Here is a 17,760-nt window from a genome sequence, read left to right as displayed (position 1 = left end):
TAGCCGCGAGTGTGCGGGCGGGTTCAGGCCCGTTGGTTCTGCGCGAAAATGCAGTCCACGCATCGCTGTGTAACAGTGTTGGCCGTGCCGTCGTATCTGTTGCGCATCGAGTTGGTCGACCGCCCGGGCAGCCTGGGCTCGCTGGCCGTGGCGCTCGGTTCGGTGGGCGCCGACATCCTGTCGCTCGACGTGGTCGAGCGCAGCTCGGGCTATGCCATCGACGACCTGGTGATCGAGTTGCCGCTGGGGGCGATGCCGGACACGCTGATCACCGCCGCGGAGTCGCTTTCCGGCGTCCGGGTGGAGAGCGTGCGCCCGCACACCGGGTTGTTGGAAGCCCATCGCGAGCTCGAGCTGCTCGACCATGTCGCGGCCGCGGGCGACAAGGCGTCGCGGCTACAGGTGCTGGCCAACGAGGCGCCCAGGGTGCTGCGCGTCAGTTGGTGCACCGTGCTGCGCGGCACGGGCGATGAGCTTCAGCGCCTGGCCTTCAGCCCGGGTACGCCGGAGACGCGGGCGGATTCCGCCCCGTGGTTGCCCATCGAACGGGCCGCGACGCTGGACAGCACGGGCGAGTGGGTGCCACAGTCGTGGCGCGACATGGACACCACGATGGTCGCCGCCCCGCTGGGCGATCCGCATACGGCCGTCGTGCTCGGCCGCCCGGGCCCGGAATTCCGGCCGTCGGAGGTGGCTCGCCTGGGCTATCTGGCCGGGATCGTCGCCACCATGCTGCGCTGAACGCCGGCTATGCGGGCACCGGGTCCAGCAGGCTGTTGTAGATGGCGATGATCTTCTCCGTTTGCACGGATTGACGGCCGCTGTCGCGGTGTTCGGTGGCGACGCCGGACATTTCCCGCAATCGGTCGCGGTCCGAGGCGAGCGCACGAATCGCCGCCGCCAGTGCGGACGGGGACGGGTCAGCGGCGAGGATGCCCCCGCCTTCCGGAACGGTTTCGCTCAGCGCGGGGTCGCAGTAGATGACGGGCGACGACATGGCCACCGCTTCCAGGAGGACGAGCCCCTGGGTGTCGAAATCATAGGACGTGAACAGCAGCGCATCGCTCGATCCCATCGCGACCAGGCAGGCTTCGCGGTCGACCCGGCCGTGCAGGCGGATTCGGTCAGAGAGTCCGGCCGAGTGGATGAGTTTCCTCATCGACGCCTCGAGGTGACCCTGGCCGTAGATGTCGAGTGTGCAGTTGTCGACCTGGGCGACGGCCTCGATCGCTTCGAGAGCCCGCTTCTCCGACGATAGGCGCCCACACCACACGAGTCGGAGCGGCTCGTCGTCCGACAAGGCGCCGACCACGGCCGTCCGGGCCCGGTCGACGACGTCATCGTCAAAGCCGTTGGAAATCGCCGATATTGGACGGGTCACCCCGCGTTTGGCCAGCGACCGCGCGAAATGCCGCGTCGGTGTGATCTGGTGGTCCACGGCTTGTGCGTTCGCCACCATGAACCGCCACGCCAGTCGCGAAGCCGCACTTTCCTTTTCGGGGGTCAGGTGGAATTCCTGCGCGAGGTACCGCTTCTGCACCTGACTGACCAATATCGCCAGGAACAGCGGGGCCGGGGTGGCTTGCTCGAAATACGTGTCGTAGCGAGTGTGTTTGGTCTGAACCACCGGAATGCCGTGGCGGCGAGCGGCTTCCACCCCGGCTATCGCCACACCCAAGTCACCCTGGGTGTGCACGATATCGATGGGTCCCCGGCTGCCGAACGCCTCGTCGATGATCGCGCGATTCGCCTTGGAGGGCCACACCAGAACAAAGTCCTCATGCCTGCCCAATTTGCGCATGATCGGGTCGATGACGGGCACCGGCTTCAATTCGACGACGCAGGGGTCCGGATCGACCGCGCCGGGCATCGGTGCCGTGAAGACCGTGACCCGGTGCCCACACTGCTCGAGCGCACGACGCTGGGTGGCCACCGAAACCTGCGTCCCCCCGAGGCCGTCGGGATGGAGATCGGTGAACAGTGCGACATGCATGGGAGAACCTCGCGAAGAGTTGAGTCGGGTGACGGTTGCCCATCGGATTTGGTCGGCAACCTACGATCGCCCCGCCCGCTCTGCCACGAGGGAGACCAAGCGGTCGTCGGACGCATCCTACTGACCGGCCCGGCGCCCCGCGCGGGGTGTGGCGGCGCGGCGGTTGCGACCGGGCTAAATCAGTGCGCCTGCGAGTTCGATCCCGCCAGCACCGCATGATCGTCGTCGTCCCACAGCAGCAGCTGCCGGACCGCCGGCCGCGAACCGTAAGGCCGCAGCATGGTGCTCGCCGGGCGCGGCCGCACCCGCTGCGGCCACCAGAACCACCGCCCGAGGATTTTTGCGACAGAGGGCGTCATGAACGAGCGCACGATCAGCGTGTCGAACAGCAAGCCGAGACCGATCGTCGTGCCGATCTGACCGAGAACCTGAAAACCGCTGAACACGAACGCACACATGGTCACGGCGAAGACGATGCCCGCCGAGGTGACCACCGACCCGGAGCCGGCCATCGCGCGGATGATGCCGGTGTTCAGGCCGGCATGAATTTCTTCCTTGAACCGCGAGATCAACAGCAGGTTGTAGTCGGATCCGACCGCCAGCAGCAGGATCACGGCAAGCGCGAGCACGACCCAATACAACTGGATGCCGAAGAGGTACTGCCAGACCAGAACCGACAACCCGAACGAGGCGCCCAGCGACAGGGCGACGGTGCCCACGATGACGAGCGCGGCGATCAGACTGCGCGTGATGATCATCATGATCAACAGGATGAGACTCAGCGCGGCGAACGCCACGATCATCAGGTCGTACTTGGCGCCATCCTGGATGTCCTTGTACGTCGAGGCGGTCCCACCGAGATAGATCCCCGCGCCCGCCATCGGCGTGCCCTTCAGGGCCTCGCGCGCGGCCTTGGCCATCGGATCGATGTGCGAAATGCCCTCGGGCGTCGCGGGATCGCCTTCATGCGTGACGATCATGCGCGCGGCCTTACCGTCGGGTGACAGGAACAGTTTCAGCCCGCGCTTGAAATCGGGGTTGTTGAAAACGTCGGGCGGCAGGTAGAAGGTGTCGTCGTTCTTGGCGGCGTCGAAGGCCCGCCCCAACGCCGTCGCATTGTCGATCGCGGCCGCGGTCTGCGCGTAAATGCCGGACAGCGTCGCGTAATTGGCCAACGTCAGATCGCGGTTGGTCTGCTGGCTGTCGATCTGCGGAGGTATGAGCGCCACCAGTTTCGGCTGCAGCGCGTCGAGTTTGTCGAGCGAAGCCGTGAGGCCTTCGAACTTTTCGGTGAGTTGGTCAATGCCGTCGAGCGCGTCGAAGAGTGATCGGAAAGCAAAGCAGATCGGAATGTCGAAGCAATGCCTTTCCCAGTAGAAGTAACTCCGCACCGGCCGGAAGAAATCGTCGAAGTTGGCGATCTTGTCGCGCAGATCCTGAATTGTGCCGAGAGTGTCGTGAAAGCTTTGAGTTTCGTCGTGGGTGGTGTTGGCCAACTGCTGCTGCAGCTCGTACTGCTGCCTGAGGATGTTGATGGTTTTGTTCAGTTCATTGGCCTGCTTGAGCGCATCCTCGGCCCGATCTCGTTGATAGGTCAGGTTTTCCTGCTGCGCCGCGCTGGAATTGCTGACCACGAACGCGAGCGAGCTGTGGACCAGTGGGGTGCCCAACGGACGGGTGATGGTCTGCACCTGCGCGACGCCGGGAACGTGAAATACCGCCTTGGCCACCTTGTCCAGGACGAGCATGCTTTCCGGGTTACGCATGTCGTGGTCGGTCTCGACCATGAGCAATTCGGGCTCGAGCCGGGCCCGCGAGAAATGCTTCTCGGCGGCGGTGTAGCCCACATTGGCCGGCGCGCTGGCGGGCATGTAGGGACGAGTGTCGTAACTGGTCTTGTATCCGGGCAAGGCGATCAGACCGACCAGGGCCAGCGCGCAGGCCGCGGCGAGAACGGCACCGGGCCAGCGCACGATGGCGGTGCCGATCCGCCGCCAGCCGCGAGTTCTGACCGCGCGCTTGGGGTCGAAGATGCCCACCCTGGCGCCCAGGGTGAGGATCGCAGGCCCCAGGGTGAGCGCGGCGCACAGTGCGACGAGGATGCCCAGCGCGGCCGGAATACCCAAACTCTGGAAGTAGGGCAGCCGGGTGAAGCCCAGACAGGCGACCGCGCCGGCGACGGTCAGCCCCGATCCCAGCACGATATGGGTCGTGCCGTGATACATGGTGTAGAAAGCTCTTTCGCGGTCTTCACCGGTTCCGCGCGCTTCCTGGTAGCGGCCCACGAAAAATATCGCGTAGTCGGTGCCCGCGGCAATCACTAAGAGCGTCAACAGATTCGTCGCATACGTCGACAACCCGATGACGCCGGCGTTCCCGAGAAACGCGACCAGGCCCCGCGCGGCCGACATCTCGATCAGGACCGTGGCGAGCACCAGCAGCGTGGTGAGCACCGAACGGTAGACGAAAAACAGCATCAGGGCGATCACGCCGACGGTGATCATGGTGACCTTCGCGGTTCCCTTGCTGCCGACGTCGAACTGGTCGGAGATCAGTGGCGCCGCGCCGGTCACGTAGGCCTTGACGCCGGGCGGCGGCTTCATGCGCTCGACGATGTCGCGCAGCGCCCCGACGCCCTCGTTCGCCAACGCCGAGCCCTGATTGCCCGCGAGGTTCACCTGAACGTAAGCGGCCTTGCCGTCGCTGCTCTGCGACCCCGCCGCGGTCAGGGTGTCGCCCCAGTAGTCCTGGACATGCTCGACGTGCTTTTTGTCCTGCTCGAGCCGGCGGATCATCTCGTCGTAGAAACGGTGCGCGTCCGCGCCGAGCGGCTTGTCGCCTTCCAGCACGATCATGGCCGAGCTGTCGGTGTCGAACTCGTGAAACTTTTCACCGATGCGCTTGATGGCCTTGAGCGACGGGGCGTCGGGCGAGTTCAGCGCCACATTGTGCGTCTTGCCAACCTCTTCCAACTGCGGCACCGCGATGTTGGTGATCGCGGCCAGCGCCACCCAGAACAGCAGGATGGGCAATGCGAGCCGGCGGATGGTGCGCGGGACGCGGGCCCGCGACTGTTCGTGGTTGCTCATCGGGAATTCATCCAGACTTGTCGAGGCAGAAGGTGTAGGCGTCGGCTTTGTCAACGGTGCGTTGGTCTTTCACTTCCCCGTTGACGGTGATGCGGCAGCCAAGACTGTCTCCGTTGCCCTGCGCCACGACGTTGCCGATGACCGCGGGCTCCGTCGTGGTGATCGTGAACGACCACGGCAACGGGGCGTCCTTGACTTGCTGCGGCTGGGCGTTGACATCAAGGTAGTTGATGGTCGCGGTTGCGCCGGGCCTGCCAAAGACCTCGAGCACCACCTGCTTGGGGTTGAACGGGACGATCTCGTTGGCCAGACCGCTGTCGGCCGAGGTGCTGCTCTGGGAGCCGAAGATTCCGTGCAGGCGATAGATGGCGAAGCCTGCGAGCACGACGACCAGCACCGCAACCATCACCATCCACCCGCGCTTGACGAGGGCTGCCAACGAAATCCCCTTCACCCGTTCACCTTTCGATCATCGGGCGACACCGTCACCCCCGAACCGACGGCGGCAGCCGGCGGGCCGGGCGTGATCGACAGGTATGACAGTACGGTACGGGACCGTACTGTACAAGAGACGCGAGCGTACACATTCCGTCTCGGCGGATTAACCCGCCGTTACGCGGTGGTTCTGGTCAGACCCGGGATGAGGAACCCGTCGACGAGCGCTTGCACGGTGCGGCGGGTGGGTGGCCGGCCGGGGATGATGGACCGGAAGATGAGGTAGCCCGGCAGCAGGTCCCAGAGTTCGTCGGTGATGACTTCCTCGCTGATCTCACCGCGGTCGACGGCCTGATGCAGCACATGCTGAATCAGCGCCTTGCGCTGCTTGAGGAATTGCTCCTGCAAAGCGTCGTTGAGCGCCGGGTGCCGCGACACCTCGACCATCACCGCGCGAATGGTGCTGGCGTGCTCGGCGCCGTGCTGACCGCACGTCTCCCCCAGGCTCAACAGATCGCCTCGCAAAGTGCCGGTGTTCGGCGGAAGCGCGACCTGGCGGACGCCTTCGATGAAGGCGGCCAGGACCAATTCCGCCTTCGAAGGCCACCGCCGGTACACCGTGGCCTTGCTGGCGTGGGCGGCACCGGCCACGGCTTCGACGGTCAGTTGGTCATAGCCGTGTTCCTGCAGCAGCCGCAGGGTCACGGCCAGTATCTCGGCCTCGCGGGGTGACCACGGCGATGCCTGCGTGCACTCCTCGACCGTCTGCGTCATAGCGCCCACGATAGGACCGCTTCGGCGATGCGGGCCACTTTATGACCGGATGGTGTTGAGCGCCTGCTCGATGTCGGCGACCAAATCGTCGGTGTCCTCGATGCCCAGCGAGATGCGCGCGAACCCCTCGGGGACATGATCGCCCCAGCGTGCGCGGCGGTCCACCGAGGTGTGGAGGCCACCAAAGCTGGTGGACGCGATGAGCAGCTCGCTGTTGTCGATGAGGGTGTGGACCGCGGCGGCGTCGGCCAATTCGGCCGAGACCAGACCGCCGAACCGGCGCATCTGCGCCATGGCCACGCGATGCGCCGGGTCCTCGGCCAACCCCGGGTAGCGGACCGCACGGACCGCAGGGTGGCGGGCCAACATCGTCGCCACCGCCCGGGCGTTCTGGCATTGACGCTCGAAGCGCAGACCGGCACTTGCCAGGCTGCGCAACAGCAGCCAAGCCTCGAACCCGCCCAGAATCGCACCGGCGAGCAGTCGTTGGCGCTCCGCGCCTGCGAGCAACTCGGGATCGTTGGTGGCCACGTAGCCGGCCACCAGGTCGCTGTGACCGGACAACGCCTTGGTGGCGCTGGCCACCACCGCGTCCGCCCCCAGCGACAGCGGCTGCTGACCCAACGGGGTGGCGGCGGTGTTGTCGACGATCAAGCGTGCACCGCGGCCACGGCAGACGGTGGCCAACCGGTGCAGATCGATCACATCCAACGCCGGGTTGGTGGGAGTTTCGGCCAGCACCACGTCGGCGGCCGCGGCAGCGTCATACATCTGCGGGCTCGACGCCTCGATGACGGTCACACCCGCGGGCACCAGGTCTTCCCTGGCCAAGCGGCGCACTTGGTAGTAGCCGTCGGCGGGCACCACCAGAGCCGATCCCGGCGTCGCCAGCGCCCGCAGCACGGCGCCGATGGCCGCCATACCCGAGCCGAACACCAGCGCACCGGTCGCCCCTTCCAGCTCGGCGAGCGCCGACTCCGCTTGCCGCCAGGTGGGATTCGAGCTGCGGCCGTAGCTGTCCAACGCACCGGTTTCGTCGCCGGACAGGTGGTAGGCGGCGGCCAGCACCGCCTGCGGCGCCACCGGTTGCCCCGAGATCGCCTGTGGGCTGGCCGCTTTGAGGCTGCGGGTGGAATCGCCGTAGCGACCGCTCATCGGCCTAGTCCGCCGGTGTTTCCGGCGGGCCCTCGGCCAACAGTTTTCGGAAGCCGTCCTCGTCGAGGACCGCCACGCCCAGCTCGATCGCCTTGTCGTACTTGGATCCCGGCGCATCCCCGGCGACGACGAAGTCGGTCTTCTTCGACACCGAACCGGCGGCCTTCCCCCCGCGCGCGATGATCGCTTCCTTGGCGTCGTCGCGCGAGAAACCGGCGAGCGAACCGGTGACGACAATCGTCAGCCCTTCCAGCGTGCGGGGCACGGTGGCGTCGCGTTCGTCGGCCATCCGCACACCGGCGGCCCGCCACTTGTCGACGATCGCGCGGTGCCAGTCGACGGTGAACCACTCGGTGAGCGCGGCGGCGATCGTCGGTCCGACACCCTCGACCGCGGCCAGCCGCTCGGTGGACGCCGCCATGATCGCGTCCAAATCACCGAACTCGGTGGCCAGCGCGCGCGCGGCCGTCGGCCCGACATGCCGGATCGACAGCGCCACCAGGACACGCCACAGCGCCACCGATTTGGCCTTGTCGAGGTTGTCGAGCAGCCGCCTGCCGTTGGCGGACAACGCGCCGGCCTTGGTCCGGAAAAGCTCGGTGCGCAACAGGTCTTCCTCGGTGAGGGTGAACAGGTCGCCCTCGTCGGCGATCACCCCGGCCTTCAGCAGCGCGATGGCCGCCTCGTAGCCCAGCCCCTCGATGTCGAACGCTCCCCTGCCCGCGACGTGAAAGACGCGCTCGCGCAGCTGCGCCGGGCAGGACCGGGCATTGGGGCAGCGGATGTCGGCGTCGCCCTCCTTGGCGGGCGCCAGCGTGGTTCCGCATTCGGGACACGTTGTCGGCATGACGAACTCGCGCTCGGACCCGTCCCGGAGGTCGACGACCGGGCCGAGCACCTCCGGGATCACGTCGCCCGCCTTGCGGATCATCACTGTGTCGCCGATCAGCACCCCCTTGCGCTTGACCTCGGCGGCGTTGTGCAGGGTGGCCAGCCCCACGGTCGATCCGGCCACCTTCACCGGCGTCATGAACGCGAATGGCGTGACGCGCCCGGTGCGTCCGACGTTCACCCGGATGTCGAGCAGCTTGGTCTGTGCCTCCTGGGGCGGATACTTGTACGCCACCGCCCAGCGCGGCGCCCGCGACGTCGTTCCAAGCCGGCGCTGCAGCGCAAAGTCATCGACTTTGACCACCACGCCGTCGATTTCGTGGTCGATGTCATAGCGGTGCTCACCCCAATACCCGATCCGATCCTCCACGGCTGCGAGGCCACGCACGCGCGCGGTCTCTTCGGCCACCGGCAGGCCCCAGGTTTTCAGCGCGGTGTAGGCCTCGTGCAGCGTCTTGGGCGCGAACCCGTCGGTGCGGCCGATGCCGTGACAGATCATTCGCAGCTTGCGCCGCGCGGTCACCGCTGGGTTCTTTTGCCGCAGCGAACCGGCCGCGCTGTTACGCGGATTGGCGAACGGCGCCTTGCCGTCCTCGACCAGGCTGGCGTTGAGCGCCTCGAAATCGGCGAGCATGAAGAAGACCTCGCCACGTACCTCGAGCACGGCGGGAAGCGGCAAATCGGCACCGGCGGTAAGCCGTTCGGGCACGTCGTCGATGGTGCGCGCATTGAGCGTCACGTCCTCACCGACCCGGCCGTCGCCGCGCGTGGCGGCCCGTTCCAGCCGGCCGTCGCGGTACACCAGCGACAACGCCACCCCGTCGATCTTGAGTTCGCACAAGTAGTGCGGCTCACGGCCGATCTCATTCTCGACGCGGTTGCTCCAGGCGACCAGCTCGTCGCGGTCGAACACGTCGTCGAGGCTCAACATGCGCTCGAGGTGCGCGGCCTCGGTGAAGTCGGTGGCAAAGCCCGCCCCGCCGACCAGCTGCGTCGGCGAATCCGGAACCCGCAGCTCCGGGTAACGGTCCTCCAGCGCGACAAGGTCGTTGAACATCTTGTCGAATTCGGCGTCGGAGACGATCGGCGCGTCCTTGATGTAGTAGCGGAACTGGTGTTCGCGGACTTCATCGGCCAGTTCCTGCCACTGTCGCCGGACCTCGGGCGCCACCGAATCAGCTTCTGGTGAGCTCACCCTCGCAGGCTATCCGAGAACGCCGACACTCCCGACTCAGTCCTCCACGTAGGCCCGTAACCGGTCCACCGCCGCATCCCACCGGCGCGACAACGCGGTGAGGTAGTCACTGGCCTGGGCCAAGGGGGCCGTCCGCACCGCCCACACCCGCTCGCGCCCCCGCTTGCTGCTGGTCACCAAACCCGCCGACTCCAGCAGCTGCAGGTGTTTGCTGGCAGCCTGCCGGGTGACCGGGATGACGCCGGTGAGCTGCGATGTCGAGCTCGGGCCCAGATCGCAGAGCCGCACGATGATGCGCAGCCGGTTCGGATCACCGAGTGCGTCGAAGAGCGGCGCGCCCACGGCGACGCGACCACTCATTCGCGGGCTTCTTCCAGATACCTGCGCACCAGTCCCGCCTGGATAGCCCACCCCTGGGCGTTGGCCTCGAACGAGGACGGGCGGCGCGCTTCGGGAATGTCCTCGAATCCGGATTCGGTGATGGTGAGCAGCACGCCATCGGCAGCCTCCGACAAGGTGAACTCGACCAGCGTGGTCGGCTCTTGCTCGTAGTCGACGTCCGGGTCGACGGCGAAGGGATGCCAGCGATAGGCGAACCGCCGCTGCGGCTCGACCGCGACGATGTGCCAGGTGCTTTTCACCCCGGCGTGCGGCTCCTGACGTTTGGCGACCTCGTCGTCGACCGTTGTCGGGCTGATCACCGCGCCGACCGAAGTCCCGGCGACGAAGGGCCCGTCGAAGCGGACGCCGAACCAGCGGCCGAACTCGTCGGCGTCGCTGATGGCCCGCCATACCCGATCCAACGGTGCGTGCAGCACGACGCTCTTCTCGATCCTCATACGCAACCTCCTGGTTGCCTATTAGTCCATCACGCGACCAGAAAAAGCGCAACTTTTTGGTTGCCTATCAGATGGCGTCGGGGTCCTCGGCGAACGCCTCGGCCGCCTTGCGGGCCAGCTCGATCGCCAAACGGGCCCACTCGGGCGTCGCACCGGCCAGGCCACACGCCGGGGTGACGCCGATGCGGTCGCGCAACGCCGAACGAGCGAAGCCGAGCCGATCCGTCACCGCAACCAGCGCGGCGGCCACCTCCTCGGTCGACGGCCGACGTGGCGGTGCGTTGCCGGCAACCACTCCCAACATCACCGTGCGGCCCGATTCGACGAAGGCGGCGATACCGTCGAGATCCGCCGCGCCCAATGTGCTGGCGTCCACCGATACCGCATTAAAGCTGCTGTCCTGCAACATCTTCCACGGCAGTTCCGGAGCGCAACTGTGCAATAGCACCTCGCCTCCGACCGTGGCGACACAAGTGTTGAGCAGGGCGGCGGCCACCGCTTCGTCGAGCGGCGCCACCGGGCTCAGCGCCGTCACACCGCCCAGCCGCCCGCCCAATGCCCGCGGCAGCGCCGGCTCGTCGAACTGCACCACCACCGGTGTTTCGAGGCGGCGGGCCAGCGCCGCGCGGTGGGCGGCGACGCCTTCGGCCAGCGACGCCGCCAGATCGCGCACGGCGCCGGGGTCGGTGATCGCCCGGTGGCCATTGGTCAGCTCTAGCTCCGCGGCCAGCGTGATCGGCCCGGGAGCCTGCACCTTGACCACGCGGTCGCGACCGCCCAGGCCGGCTAACTCCCAGGCCTCTTCCAGCGCGTCCATGTCCTCGTCGAGGAGACTCACCGCGCGGCGGACGACCGCCCCCGGCCGAGCGGCAACGCGATAACCGCGCGGCACGATGTCGATGGCCACATCGATCAGCAGCGCGCCGGCCCGGCCGAGCATGTCGGCGCCGACTCCGCGGGTGGGCAGCTCGACGATGTGGGGCAGCCCGCCGGCCAGCTCCCCGACGACGACCTCGGCGGCCTCCCGGGGCTTGATGCCGGGCCACGACCCGATGCCACTGCCGATCGCGAAAACACTCACCCGCCCAACCGTATTCGACGCCACCTCGGACGCCCATGGCCAGGGGTGTCTGCCGCGCGGCCGCACGGGTAGGTTCGACGCCGGAAGGGTGCGAAACGTGTCGCGGATGGCGAGATTGGCACGCCCGCTGCTGTGGTGCGGGGCAGTGGCGCTGGCTGCCGCGTGCACCCGGGTGGTGGACGGCGCGGCGGTGGCCGGATTCGGTGCCCCACACAGGGCCGTGCACGGCGTCAATGTCGACACGGTCCTGCTGGACCAGTCGCGGATGCGCGCGATCACCGGCGCCGGCGAGCACCTCACGATCATCCCCTCCATGGACGGCACCAGCCTGGTTGACATCGACGCGCTCGCCGACACCACGCCGCACGAATGCCGATTCATCTACGCCGAGACGGCGACGTTCGGGCCCGAGGTCGAAGAGTTCCACAAGACGACCTTCCAGGACCCGCCCGACGGCGCGCTGATTTCTGAAGGGGCCGCGGCCTACCGGGACGTCGACACCGCACAGCGCGCGTTCGGCGCGTTGGTGACCACGGTCGGGGACTGCGCGAACGACTCGTCGGGCCAGCAATACGTCGGCGACTGGAAGGCCGACGCCGGTTCGCTGCACCTGCGGCCCGGTGGCTGCGGCCGCGACTACCGGCTGCGTTCGGTGGCCATTCTGGAGGTCACGTTCTGCGGCTTTGCGCAATCGGTGTCCGACATCGTGATGACCAACATCGTCGCGAACGTGCCGAACTAGCGCGCGGTGGCGGCGATGATGGCGCTGCCGAGCACCTCGTCACCGCCCGGGTCGGGGCGGTACAGCACCAGCGTCTGACCGCACGCGACTCCGCGAAGGGGGGCGCGCAACCGCACGACCAGCTCGTCGCCGACCAATTCCGCTACGGCACTTACAGTCTCACCGTGCGCCCGCACCTGCACCACGCACTCGAGGGGACCAGACGGCGGCCGTCCCGCGGTGAAGACCGGCTCACGCCCGCGCAATTCACGCACGTCGAGGTCGGCCGCCTCCCCCACCCGCACGGTCGCGGTGTCGGCGTCGATGGCCGTCACGTAGCGCGGGCGGCCGTCGGGCCCCGGCCCGGCGATGCCCAGGCCTTTGCGCTGGCCGATGGTGAAGCCGTGCACCCCATCGTGCTCGGCGAGCACAGCGCCGTCGGCGCCGACGACGGTGCCGCGGCGGACCGCGATGCGCTCGCCCAGGAATGCCCGGGTGTTCCCGGACGGGATGAAGCAGATGTCGTGGCTGTCCGGCTTTTCCGCGACCGCGAGGCCGCGACGGGCGGCCTCGGCGCGGATCTGCGCCTTGGGGGTGTCGCCGATCGGGAACGTGGCGTGGCGCAGCTGCTCGGCGGTCAGCACGGCCAGCACGTAGGACTGGTCCTTGTCGCTATCGACCGCGCGGCGCAGCCGCCCGCCGGACAGCCTGGCGTAGTGGCCGGTGGCCACCGTGTCGAAGCCGAGCGCGAGGGCTTTCGCCGACAGCGCCGAGAACTTGATCCGCTGGTTGCACCGCACACACGGGTTGGGCGTTTCGCCGCGCGCGTACGACGAGACGAAGTCGTCGATCACGTCCGCCTGAAATCTCTCGGCGAAATCCCAGACGTAGAAAGGGATTCCGAGGACGTCAGCGACGCGGCTGGCGTCCGAGGCGTCTTCCTTGGAACAGCACCCGCGCGAGCCGGTGCGCAACGTGCCGGGCGCGGTCGACAGTGCCAGGTGCACGCCGACCACGTCGTGCCCGGCGTCGACCATGCGGGCGGCGGCGACAGACGAGTCGACGCCACCGCTCATCGCGGCGAGGACCTTCACTTAAGGAGCCCCCGCGGCGGCCAGTGCGGCCCGGCGGGCGCGGTCCACCGCCGCGGGCAGCACCTGTAACACCGCATCGACATCGGAATCAACGCTGGTGTGCCCCAACGAAAGTCGCAGGGACCCGCGGGCACTTGTCGGGTCGGCCCCCATCGCGAGCAACACGTGCGACGGTTGCGCGACGCCGGCGGTACACGCAGACCCGGTCGAACACTCGATTCCATTGGCGTCCAACAACATCAACAGCGCGTCACCTTCACAACCGCGGAAGGTGAAGTGCGCGTTGCCAGGCAATCGCAGCGGGTCGCGGGCACCGTTGAGGCCGACGTCCTCGATGCCGGTCAGCACCCCGTCGATCAGGCGATCGCGCAACGCCCGCAGCCGCGCGCTATTCGTTTCGAGGCTGTCCACCGCGATGCGGGCCGCGGCCGCCATGCCGACCGCGCCGGCGACATCGGCGGTGCCGGAGCGAATGTCTCGCTCCTGTCCGCCCCCGTGCGCCAGCGGGACACATGCCACGTCGCGGCGCAGCAGCAGCGCACCCACGCCCGGAGGACCGCCGAATTTATGCGCGGCCACGCTCATCGCCGAGAGCCCGCTGGGGGCGAAGGCCACCGGCAGCTGCCCCACCGCCTGTACGGCGTCGCTGTGCATCGGAACCCCGAATTCGGCCGCGACCGCGGCGAGCTCGGCGGCCGGCATGACGGTGCCGACCTCGTTGTTGGCCCACATCACCGACACCAGCGCGACGTCGTCATGGCTGCGCAGCGCCTCACGCAGCGCGGTCGCCGACACCGATCCGTCGGCACCGGTCGGCAGCCAGGTCACCTCGGCGCCTTCGTGTTCGACGAGCCAGTTCACCGAGTCCAGGACGGCGTGGTGTTCCACCTCGCTGGTGATGATGCGCCGACGGCTTGGTTCGGCGTCGCGGCGGGCCCAGTAGATGCCCTTGACCGCCAGGTTGTCGCTTTCGGTCCCGCCCGCGGTGAAGATGACCTCGGACGGACGCGCGCCCAGCCGGTCGGCGATCAGCTCGCGGGATTCCTCGATGCGCCGCCGCGCCGTCCGGCCGCTGGTGTGCAGCGAGGAGGCGTTGCCGACAGTGCCGAGCACCGCCGTCATCGCCTCGACGGCGGCGGGGTGCATCGGCGTGGTGGCCGCGTGATCCAGGTAGACCATGACGCGACCCACGATACCGGCAGGTCCGAGGGCCTCCGGAGCCCACTACTCCGTTAGGAGGCCACCAGCACGGGCCCGTGCCCGGCGGATCGGGTCGCTCGCGCGCCCACCACCGACTGGCAGCGGCGCGCCAGGGCTCGCCGATCGGTCCCCGGGAGCTGCAGAGATTCGACGTGCACCCGCGCCAGCGTCCGTCGCACGGTCAGCAGCCGGCGGATGGACCCCACGAGGGTCTCGTCGCCGACGAAGGCCGGCACGGTCGAGACGCTGCCGTCGGCGTGGTGGTAGGTGAGTCGAAGCGGCTGCACCGGACGGCCGGCGTCGATCGCGGCCTGGAACATCGCGGGATAGAAAGCCCCGCCGTCCCGACCACACCAGGTGGTGCCCTCCGGGAAGCACACGACCGTCTGGCCGCCGCTCAGCCGGCGGGCGACGGTGTCCACCACCGCGGGCAGCCGGCGCAGACTGGACCGCTCGATCGGGATGATTTTCAGGATGCGGGCCACGATCCCGGTGGCGGGCCCGGTGAACATGTCGGCCCGCGCGACGAACGACCCGGGCAACACCGAGCCGATGGCGAAGACGTCGAGCCAGGACATGTGCGGGCTGACCACCAATACCCCGCTCAGGTTGCGAATCGGGCTGCCGGTGACCGTGATCCGGATGCCGAAGCAGCGCAACACCATCCGGCAGTAGATGCGCTGCACCCGCGTCCGCCCGGGCAGGGGCATCGCCAGCAGCGCCACCCCCGGCGCCAGCACTAGCGCCAGCATGAGGCGAAGCGTCACCCGCAGCGCGACCAACAGCGGCCGCGAGGCCGCCACCTCGCCGAGACGCACACAACCGGCGTCACACGTTGCGCGCGGGAGCCAGGAGTGCGCGCCGGCCGCGGAAGCGTTCATCGGTCGCCGCCGGCCATTTGCGAGGCCGCCGATACGGACCGGAGGCGTTTCAGATATCGGGTATCGGCGCGCCCCTTGTCGAGTAGGACGCAGAAATCACCCACCCCGAAGTCGGGGTCGTGCGCGGGCTCGCCACACACCTGGGCACCCAGCCGCAGGTAACCGCGCATCAGCGCCGGGACCGACGGGCGCGCGGGCGCCGGGATGTCGTCGAGGGCCGTCCCGTCGACGATCACCGGGCGGTGCGGACGCACCCGGTACTGCGCCGGTGCGGCGTGCCGGCTCAGGATGAAGTCGCGGACGCCGCGCAGCTGACGGCCCGGGGCCCGATTCTCCGGATCGTCGGAATCACCGCAGACCGGCACCGACACGCAGCCGGTCACGTAGTCGTAGCCGTAGCGGTCCAGGTAGGCCAGGATGCCCGCCCACATCAGCAGCACGACGCCGCCGTTGCGGTGGCCCTCGCGCACCACCGCGCGTCCCATCTCCACCAGCGACGGCCGGAGCGGGTCGAAAGCGCGAATATCGAACTCCGTAGCGGTGTAGAGGCCCCCGGCCGCGATAGCGCCCGCGGGCGCCAGCATGCGGTAGCAGCCCACCAGTTCGCCGGTGCTGTCGTCGCGGACCAGGAGGTGGTCGCAGTGCTCGTCGAACCTGTCGACGTCGCGTCGGTCGTGGTTGTTCGTCGGCAGCGCGAAGCCGGGGGTGCTGGAAAAGACGTCGTACCGGAGCCGCTGCGCCGCCTCGATCATGCTGGCGTCGGTGGACAGCAACAGTGAGTAGTGCGGCCCGGCGGGCGACGCCGGCGTCGCCCCCGCGGGCTTGTCGCTGGGAATCAGGACAGAAGCAATGCTCATGTCAACCAACGTTGCGTAGTCGATGAGCGAGTCGGCATCGTGGCTGTGACGTGTCCGTGCACGTCAGGTGACGAAATGTGGTTGCGAAGGGCACCGGATCCGCGGGGTTTCGGGGTCGCGTCACACCATTCCGGGTATGCCGACCCCCATGATGCTCACCACCGACCGCGCGATCGCGGCGCCCCCGTCGGCGGTGTGGGACCTGCTGGTCGACCTGGACGCCTGGCCGAAGTGGGGTCCGACGATCCGGGGGGCCAGCCTCGACGAGCCCTACACCGAATTGGGTCTGCACGCGACGGGCACGGTTGACACCTCGCTGCTCATCACGGTCCCGTTCGTCGTCACCGAATTCGAGCCGGGCCGCCTCTGGGCCTGGAAGGTTGCTGGCATCCCGGCGACGCGGCACTGGGTGGATCCGATGGGCGAGGGCGCCCGAGCGGGCATGGGCGTCCCGTGGTGGGCGGCGCCCTACGTGAGCGTGTGTGCGATCGCGTTGCGGCGCATCGACGCACTGCTGACGGATGAGCGCTAGCCCCCAATACGCAAGAGCCCCCGGCACCTGGGTGCCGGGGGCTCTCGGGCCGACAGAAAGCTCAGCCCTTGCGTGCCTTGACGGCGTCGGTCAGCTGCGGAGCGACCTTGAACAGGTCACCCACCACGCCGTAGTCGGCGATCTCGAAGATGGGCGCCTCTTCGTCCTTGTTGACCGCGACGATGGTCTTGGACGTCTGCATGCCCGCGCGGTGCTGGATGGCTCCGGAGATGCCCAGCGCGATGTAGAGCTGCGGCGACACCGTCTTGCCGGTCTGGCCGACCTGGAACTGGCCCGGGTAGTAGCCGGAGTCGACCGCGGCGCGCGACGCGCCGACGGCGCCACCCAGCGAGTCGGCCAGGGCCTCGACAACGCTGAAGTTCTCGGCGCTGCCGACCCCGCGACCACCGGACACCACGATGGTGGCCTCGGTGAGCTCCGGCCGGTCGCCGGCGACCGCCGGTTCGCGGGCCGTGATCTTGGTGGCGTTCTCGGCGGGGGCGGGCACCTCGACGGTCACCTGCTCGCCGGCGCCGGCCTGCGGCTCGGCGTCGATGGCGCCACCGCGCACCGTGATGACCGGGGTATCGCCGTTGACCTGCGACTCGACGGTGAACGCCCCACCAAAGATGGAGTGCACCGCCTTGTTGCCTTCCTGGACGCCGACCACGTCGACCAGCAGGCCGGATCCGATCCGGGCGGCGAGGCGGCCCGCGATCTCCTTGCCGTCCGCGTTGGCGGAGAGCAGGACGGCGGCGGGCGCGTTCGACTCGGCCAGCGCGGCCAGCACGTCGACCACCGGCGTGATCAGGTAGTTCTCGGCGTCGTCGGACTCGGCGACGTAGATCTTGGCGGCGCCCGCCTCCTTCAACCCGTCGACCAGCGGCGCGGCCGTTCCGGGCTTGCCGACTACGACGGCGGCCGGATCGCCCAGCGCGCGGGCGGCGGTGATCAACTCGGAAGTGACTTTTTTCAGTGCGCCTTCGGCGTGCTCAACGAGCACCAAAACTTCAGCCATGGTTT

At 68.3% G+C, this 17,760-nt stretch carries 17 protein-coding genes; 3 read left to right on the top strand and 14 right to left on the bottom strand.

The window, feature by feature from the left end; all coding sequences use genetic code 11:
• Nucleotides 1-84 precede the first annotated feature (84 nt).
• Entirely contained in the window at nt 85-741 is a 657-nt protein-coding gene (locus A5750_RS23450) for an amino acid-binding protein (protein ID WP_156664398.1), read from the top strand.
• A gap of 7 nt (nt 742-748) precedes the next feature.
• Here the strand turns inward: A5750_RS23450 and A5750_RS23445 are convergent, their stop codons facing one another.
• From A5750_RS23445 to A5750_RS23405, 9 genes are all read right to left on the bottom strand, one after another.
• Nucleotides 749-1,993, bottom strand: a complete 1,245-nt coding sequence (locus A5750_RS23445; protein WP_066952460.1) for a glycosyltransferase — start codon at nt 1,991-1,993, stop codon at nt 749-751.
• 179 nt (nt 1,994-2,172) lie between these two features.
• A complete protein-coding gene (locus tag A5750_RS23440; RefSeq protein ID WP_066952457.1) occupies nt 2,173-5,082 on the bottom strand; it encodes an RND family transporter in 2,910 nt (969 codons plus the stop codon).
• Between the two features lie 7 nt (nt 5,083-5,089).
• The gene (locus A5750_RS23435; protein ID WP_197505510.1) at nt 5,090-5,536 is read right to left on the bottom strand and encodes an MmpS family transport accessory protein; all 447 of its coding nucleotides are present in this window, start codon (nt 5,534-5,536) and stop codon (nt 5,090-5,092) included.
• 158 nt (nt 5,537-5,694) lie between these two features.
• Nucleotides 5,695-6,291, bottom strand: a complete 597-nt coding sequence (locus tag A5750_RS23430; protein ID WP_066952455.1) for a TetR/AcrR family transcriptional regulator — start codon at nt 6,289-6,291, stop codon at nt 5,695-5,697.
• Nucleotides 6,292-6,330: 39 nt separating this feature from the next.
• Nucleotides 6,331-7,446: a cystathionine gamma-lyase gene (locus A5750_RS23425; protein WP_067266079.1), complete on the bottom strand. Its 1,116-nt coding sequence runs from the start codon at nt 7,444-7,446 to the stop codon at nt 6,331-6,333.
• A gap of 4 nt (nt 7,447-7,450) precedes the next feature.
• Nucleotides 7,451-9,532, bottom strand: a complete 2,082-nt coding sequence (ligA, locus tag A5750_RS23420; RefSeq protein WP_067266075.1) for an NAD-dependent DNA ligase LigA — start codon at nt 9,530-9,532, stop codon at nt 7,451-7,453.
• 36 nt (nt 9,533-9,568) lie between these two features.
• A complete protein-coding gene (locus tag A5750_RS23415; protein WP_066952449.1) occupies nt 9,569-9,892 on the bottom strand; it encodes a helix-turn-helix transcriptional regulator in 324 nt (107 codons plus the stop codon).
• Nucleotides 9,889-10,371 carry an SRPBCC family protein gene (locus tag A5750_RS23410; protein WP_066952447.1) on the bottom strand — a complete coding sequence of 161 codons (483 nt, stop codon included), beginning with the start codon at nt 10,369-10,371 and terminating at the stop codon, nt 9,889-9,891. Before A5750_RS23410 ends, A5750_RS23415 begins: the two co-directional genes overlap by 4 nt.
• A 67-nt stretch (nt 10,372-10,438) precedes the next feature.
• On the bottom strand, nt 10,439-11,452 hold the full coding sequence (locus A5750_RS23405) for a methionine synthase (protein WP_067266072.1): 1,014 nt from the start codon (nt 11,450-11,452) through the stop codon (nt 10,439-10,441).
• A 106-nt stretch (nt 11,453-11,558) separates the two neighbouring features.
• Here A5750_RS23405 and A5750_RS23400 point away from each other — a divergent pair, with 106 nt between their 5' ends.
• Nucleotides 11,559-12,194, top strand: a complete 636-nt coding sequence (locus A5750_RS23400) for a sensor domain-containing protein (protein ID WP_067266069.1) — start codon at nt 11,559-11,561, stop codon at nt 12,192-12,194.
• Here A5750_RS23400 and mnmA read toward each other — a convergent pair.
• The 4 genes from mnmA to A5750_RS23380 are packed head-to-tail and all read right to left on the bottom strand — an operon-like array spanning nt 12,191 to nt 16,205.
• Entirely contained in the window at nt 12,191-13,267 is a 1,077-nt protein-coding gene (mnmA, locus tag A5750_RS23395; RefSeq protein WP_067266065.1) for a tRNA 2-thiouridine(34) synthase MnmA, read from the bottom strand. The two genes, A5750_RS23400 and mnmA, sit on opposite strands and share 4 nt — an antisense overlap.
• A complete protein-coding gene (locus A5750_RS23390; protein ID WP_067266062.1) occupies nt 13,268-14,446 on the bottom strand; it encodes a cysteine desulfurase family protein in 1,179 nt (392 codons plus the stop codon). It lies immediately after the preceding gene.
• 53 nt (nt 14,447-14,499) lie between these two features.
• Nucleotides 14,500-15,348, bottom strand: coding sequence for a 1-acyl-sn-glycerol-3-phosphate acyltransferase (locus A5750_RS23385; RefSeq protein ID WP_067266058.1), 849 nt, complete (start codon nt 15,346-15,348; stop codon nt 14,500-14,502).
• Nucleotides 15,345-16,205, bottom strand: a complete 861-nt coding sequence (locus A5750_RS23380; RefSeq protein ID WP_067266055.1) for a GNAT family N-acetyltransferase — start codon at nt 16,203-16,205, stop codon at nt 15,345-15,347. The genes A5750_RS23385 and A5750_RS23380 overlap by 4 nt, the downstream gene beginning before the upstream one ends.
• A 136-nt stretch (nt 16,206-16,341) precedes the next feature.
• Here A5750_RS23380 and A5750_RS23375 point away from each other — a divergent pair, with 136 nt between their 5' ends.
• Nucleotides 16,342-16,737 (top strand): SRPBCC family protein, encoded by a 396-nt coding sequence (locus A5750_RS23375; protein WP_067266053.1) that lies wholly within the window; start codon nt 16,342-16,344, stop codon nt 16,735-16,737.
• Nucleotides 16,738-16,798: 61 nt separating this feature from the next.
• On the opposite strand, the gene A5750_RS23370 is transcribed toward A5750_RS23375, so the two are convergent.
• Nucleotides 16,799-17,755, bottom strand: a complete 957-nt coding sequence (locus tag A5750_RS23370; RefSeq protein ID WP_067266049.1) for an electron transfer flavoprotein subunit alpha/FixB family protein — start codon at nt 17,753-17,755, stop codon at nt 16,799-16,801.
• Between the last annotated feature and the right edge of the window lie 5 nt (nt 17,756-17,760).

This window comes from Mycobacterium sp. 852002-51613_SCH5001154 (genome assembly GCF_001667425.1).
Taxonomy (GTDB): Bacteria; Actinomycetota; Actinomycetes; order Mycobacteriales; family Mycobacteriaceae; genus Mycobacterium.
Note: the sequence above shows the minus strand (reverse complement) of the source record. Positions and strands in the feature narration are given on the sequence as shown.